This is a genomic window from Mycobacterium sp., assembly GCF_032162105.1.
Classification (GTDB): domain Bacteria; phylum Actinomycetota; class Actinomycetes; order Mycobacteriales; family Mycobacteriaceae; genus Mycobacterium.
The window spans coordinates 1-5,207 of sequence record NZ_JAVRPS010000064.1 but is presented as its reverse complement, the minus strand read 5'-3'; the positions used below and the strand labels follow the sequence as shown (position 1 = coordinate 5,207).

4 protein-coding genes are annotated in these 5,207 nt (G+C 68.6%); 3 read left to right on the top strand and 1 reads right to left on the bottom strand.

The window, feature by feature from the left end; translation table 11 throughout:
* From QOC69_RS03190 to QOC69_RS03180, 3 genes are all read left to right on the top strand, one after another.
* Positions 1-531: esterase-like activity of phytase family protein (locus tag QOC69_RS03190; protein ID WP_526436277.1), on the top strand; the 531-nt coding region annotated here is incomplete at its 5' end.
* 131 nt (positions 532-662) lie between these two features.
* Positions 663-2,045: a sigma 54-interacting transcriptional regulator gene (locus QOC69_RS03185; protein ID WP_526436275.1), complete on the top strand. Its 1,383-nt coding sequence runs from the start codon at positions 663-665 to the stop codon at positions 2,043-2,045.
* Entirely contained in the window at positions 2,038-4,023 is a 1,986-nt protein-coding gene (locus tag QOC69_RS03180) for a vWA domain-containing protein (protein WP_526436273.1), read from the top strand. The genes QOC69_RS03185 and QOC69_RS03180 overlap by 8 nt, the downstream gene beginning before the upstream one ends.
* A 653-nt stretch (positions 4,024-4,676) precedes the next feature.
* On the opposite strand, the gene QOC69_RS03175 is transcribed toward QOC69_RS03180, so the two are convergent.
* The coding region (locus QOC69_RS03175; protein ID WP_526436271.1) for a DUF1707 domain-containing protein at positions 4,677-5,207 on the bottom strand (531 nt) is incomplete at its 5' end.

The following is a 5,207-nucleotide window of genomic DNA, read 5'->3' as shown; positions in this document are numbered from 1 at the left end:
GAGATTACCGCGCTGACCAACACCACGTTTCTCGTCGACGAACGCGACGGCAAGCTGCAGCCCGGCGCCGACAAGAAGGTCTACGTCGCCGACATCGCCGTGGCGACCGACGTCGGGCCAAGGGCGTCGGTGCCGGGCACGACTTACAGCGCCGACGCGGGCGGACTGCAGGTGGGCGGGAAGCCCATCGAGACGGCCGTCGGGGTGACCACCGATACCGAGGCCATCGCGGCGTTGAGGGCCAAGGGCATCACGATGGCGTCGAAGACGCTCAAGTTGGATTTGGGCGGCTTGTTGACCGAGCTCAACGCCAAGGGCGACTTCTTCGGTCACGACAAGGTCGAGGGCCTGGCCACCCCGGACGGCGGAAACACGCTGACGATCGCCAACGACAGCGACTTCGGTCTTTCCGGCCTGGCATCCGAGCCGCCGCCGTTCACGTTGAAGCCGAAGACGCTCGCCAACGGCAGGCAGGACGCCTGCCCAGACCCAGACGACGGCGGTGTCGATCAAGGTCGGGTCCTGACCTGAGCGGCATGAACCGCCCGAAAGGCCCTCGACCAGCGCCTACGCCCGTATTCCCAAATGCGCCGACCAACTCGTGCTTTCGCTATGAGCTGGGAGCGGATGCCCGACCGTGGTGACCGTCGTAGCGTGGAGTGGTGACATCACCCAACGATCTCCCGCGCACCCTCGGCGAGCTCCGCGCCTCCGGCCACCGCGAGCGGAGCGTCAAGGAGGAAATCCGCGAGAACCTCCTGGCCGCGCTGGCCGACGGCCGCGACGTATGGCCGGGCATCTTCGGCTTCGAGGACACCGTCCTGCCCCAGCTGGAGCGCGCGCTGATCGCGGGGCACGACCTGGTCCTCCTCGGGGAGCGCGGGCAGGGCAAGACCCGGCTACTGCGCGCGCTGACCGGTCTGTTCGACGAGTGGACGCCCGTGATCGCGGGGTCCGAGCTCAACGAGCATCCGTACACGCCCATCACCCCCGAGTCGATCCGTCGCGCCGCCGATTCCGGCGACGACCTGCCGGTGGCGTGGCGCCACCGCAGCGAGCGCTACAACGAGAAGCTTGCGACGCCGGACACCAGCGTCGCGGACCTGGTCGGTGACATCGACCCGATCAAGGTCGCCGAGGGCCGCAGCCTTGGCGACCCCGAGACCATCGCCTACGGACTGATCCCACGCGCGCACCGCGGCATCGTCGCCATCAACGAACTGCCCGACCTCGCCGAGCGCATCCAGGTGTCGATGCTCAACGTGATGGAGGAGCGCGACATCCAGGTGCGCGGCTACACGTTGCGCCTGCCGCTCGACGTACTCGTCGTGGCCAGCGCCAACCCCGAGGACTACACCAACCGCGGCCGGATCATCACACCGCTCAAGGACCGGTTCGGCGCCGAGATCCGCACCCACTACCCGTTGCAGCTCGAGGCCGAGGTCAGCGTCATCGACCAGGAGGCGCACCTGGCCGCGGCGGTGCCCGAGTACCTGCTGCAGATATTGGGGCGGTTCGCCAGGAACCTGCGCGAATCGCAGTCGGTCGATCAGCGCTCCGGTGTGTCCGCCCGGTTCGCCATCGCGGCAGCCGAGACCGTCGCCGCGGCGGCACGGCACCGTTCGACGATCCTCGGCGAGGACGAACCGGTGGCGCGCGTGGTGGATCTCGCCACCGTGATCGACGTGCTGCGCGGCAAGCTGGAGTTCGAATCCGGTGAGGAGGGGCGCGAGCAGGCCGTGCTCGAGCATCTGTTGCGGCGGGCCACCGCCGACACGGCGCAACGGCTGCTCGGCGGCATCGACGTGGGTACGTTGGTCGTCGCCGTCGAGGAGGGTTCGCCCGTCACCACCGGCGAACGCGTCTCGGCCAAGGACGTCCTCGCGGCGCTGCCCGACCTGCCCGTCCTCGATGCCATCGCCGAGCGCCTCGGCGCGCAGACCGACGGCGAACGCGCCGCCGCCGTCGAACTGGCGCTCGAGGCGCTGTATCTGGCCAAGCGCATCGACAAGGTGTCCGGCGAAGGCGAAACCGTATATGGCTAAACAGCGCTCCGCGCGTACCTCGAGATATTCCAGCTACAGCGGCGGGCCCGACCCGCTGGCACCGCCTGTCGATCTGCGCGAGGCGCTCGAACAGATCGGCCAAGACGTCATGGAGGGCAGCTCGCCGAGGCGGGCACTGTCCGAACTGATGCGGCGCGGTACCCCGAACATGACCGGCGCCGACCGGCTGGCCGCCGAAGCCAACCGCAAGCGTCGGGAACTGTTGCAGCGCAACAACCTCGACGGCACTCTCGCCGAGATCAAGAAACTGCTCGACGAGGCCGTGCTGGCCGAGCGCAAGGAGTTGGCCCGCGCCCTCGACGACGACGCCCGGTTCGGCGAACTGCAGCTGGAGTCGCTGTCGCCGTCGCCCGCAAAGGCCGTCCAGGAACTCTCCGACTACGACTGGCGCAGCAGCGAGGCTGCACAGAAGTACGAGCAGATCAAGGACCTGATGGGTCGCGAGATGCTCGACCAGCGGTTCGCCGGCATGAAGCAGGCGCTGGAGAACGCCACCGACGAGGACCGCCAGCGCGTCAACGACATGCTCGACGACCTGAACGACCTGTTGGACAAGCACTCCCAGGGGAGCGACACACCCCAAGATTTTCAGGACTTCATGAACAAGCACGGCGAGTTCTTCCCGGAGAACCCGCAGAACATCGACGAGCTCCTCGACTCGCTGGCCAAGCGAGCCGCCGCGGCGCAGCGGTTCCGCAACAGCCTGTCGGCCGATCAGCGGGCCGAGTTGGACTCGTTGGCGCAGCAGGCGTTCGGATCGCCCTCGCTGATGAACGCTCTCGGTCGCCTCGACTCGCACCTGCAGGCCGCGCGGCCGGGCGAGGATTGGTCGGGCGCGGAACGGTTTTCGGGCGACGACCCGCTCGGCATGGGGGAGGGTGCTCAGGCACTGGCCGACATCGGTGAGCTCGAGCAACTTGCCGAGCAACTGTCGCAGAGCTACGCCGGTGCCACGATGGACGACGTCGATCTGGACATGCTGGCCCGCCAACTCGGCGAGGACGCGGCGGTGGACGCCAGGACGCTGGCCGAACTCGAACGCACGCTAATGAACCAAGGTTTCCTGGACCGCGGCTCCGACGGTCAGTGGCGACTCTCGCCCAAGGCCATGCGGCAGCTCGGTCAGGCCGCCCTGCGCGACGTTGCGCAACGACTGTCGGGCCGCCACGGCGAACGTGACACTCGTCGCGCGGGTGCGGCCGGGGAGCTCACCGGGGCGACCCGACCGTGGCAGTTCGGCGACACCGAACCGTGGAACGTCACGAGGACGCTCACCAACGCGGTGTTGCGGCAGGCAGGCACGGGCGTTGCGGAGCTCCCGCTGCGGATCACGGTGGACGACGTCGAGATCTCCGAGACCGAGACACGCACCCAGGCCGTCGTGGCGCTGCTCGTCGACACGTCGTTCTCGATGGTGATGGAGAACCGGTGGCTGCCGATGAAGCGGACGGCGCTGGCGCTCAACCACCTCGTCAGCACCCGGTTCCGCTCCGACTCGCTGCAGATCATCGCGTTCGGTCGGTACGCGCGGACGGTGACGGCAGGAGAGTTGGCCGGGCTGGAGGGCGTCTACGAGCAGGGCACCAACCTGCACCACGCGCTGGCCTTGGCGGGCCGGCATATGCGCCGCCACCCGATGGCCCAGCCGGTGGTGCTCGTCGTCACCGATGGTGAGCCGACCGCGCACCTCGAGGACTACGGCGACGGGGACGGCACGTCGGTCTTCTTCGACTACCCGCCACATCCACGGACCATCGCGCACACCGTGAAGGGATTCGACGACGTTGCCCGGTTGGGTGCGCAGGTGACCATCTTCCGGCTGGGTAGCGACCCCGGTCTGGCTCGGTTCATCGACCAGGTGGCCCGGCGGGTGGAGGGACGGGTCGTGGTGCCCGAACTGGACGGCCTCGGCGCCGCGGTGGTCGGCGACTATCTGCGGTCGCGACGGCGGCGTTGAGACCCCCTGCCGTCTTTGCGGCTAGTCACCACGGGTGGCACGTCGCCGACAAGCCCGGGCGTAACCCCACCGGTTAGCTCACCCGCAGTTGTTTCTGGGGTACTTCCCGCTATTTCAGGGTTAGTTCCCGCGGCATTGCCATTGCCCGCGATCGCACCCGCGTCGTCGCCCGTCACCCCGCCCGCGTCGTCGCCTGTGACCGTGCCGGGGACGGCGCCTATTGTGACCCTGCCGGTGACGTCGCCTGTCGTTGCACCCTCGGTCGTGCCCGTTAAGGCGCCAGCGCCCGTGCCGGTGTCGGCCCCCGCGCCGGACTCGGCACCTGCGACTGCAGCGCCCGCATCCGCGCCCGCCGCTTCCGGCACGACCGGCACCAGCGGCACGACCGGCAAGTCACCCAACGGCGCCACAGACCTTTCAAAGGGAAATAAGGTCGTTGTCGACCCGATCATTCTGCCCGGCCAAGGGGGCGGTGGCGGAATGACCTTCGGCGGGTCCGATGTATTCGGCCAGGTGGCCCAGGCCATCTCCGGGGCCATCGCTGGGGCAAGCGCACCCGCGGCCAAAGCACCGGCCGCCAGCGGCGGAACCAGCTAGCCAAGGACAGAAAGATCGGCCCCTCCCTCGCGGAAGGGCCGATCGTCGTTTAATGGCTACGTCTGGGCCTTGCGCTTCTTGCGTTTGATGCCGACGCTGCCCCACAGCGAGAAGCCCCGGATGGTGACGTGCGGAGCACCGGGTGAGCCGAGTTCCCCGACGTGATCGAAGGCGCCCATCACGCCGACGCCGCGGACGTCGACGTTCACCTCCGGTGGCAGCAGGATGGTCTGGCCGCCGAAGATCGAATACGAGTGGATCTCCACATCTGGCGAGGTGAAGTCGGCATAGCGCAGATCGATCACGCCGCCGCCGAACAGGGCGACCGACGTCAGCCGCTTCGGTACGTTCCAGCGCCCGCGGCGTTCGAAGCCGCTCATGATCGCCAGCAGCAGCGTGGACGGCGCCGGTCGGCTCGGGCCTGCGCCGGGGGCGGACGTCGCGGTGCCAGGCAGGTCCGCGCTCAGGCGGGCCAGGTCGCTGTAGGTCTGCGCCGCGTACGCCTTGGCCAGGCGGTCCTCGTACTCAGTCATCGGAAGGCGACCTTGAGCGGCCGCATCGGTGAGCAGCTGCGCAACCTGAATGCG

Excerpts from the sequence above, each read along its gene's own strand:
- QOC69_RS03180 (WP_526436273.1), top strand. The coding sequence starts at position 2,038 with ATGGCTAAACAGCGCTCCGCGCGTACCTCGAGATATTCCAGCTACAGC.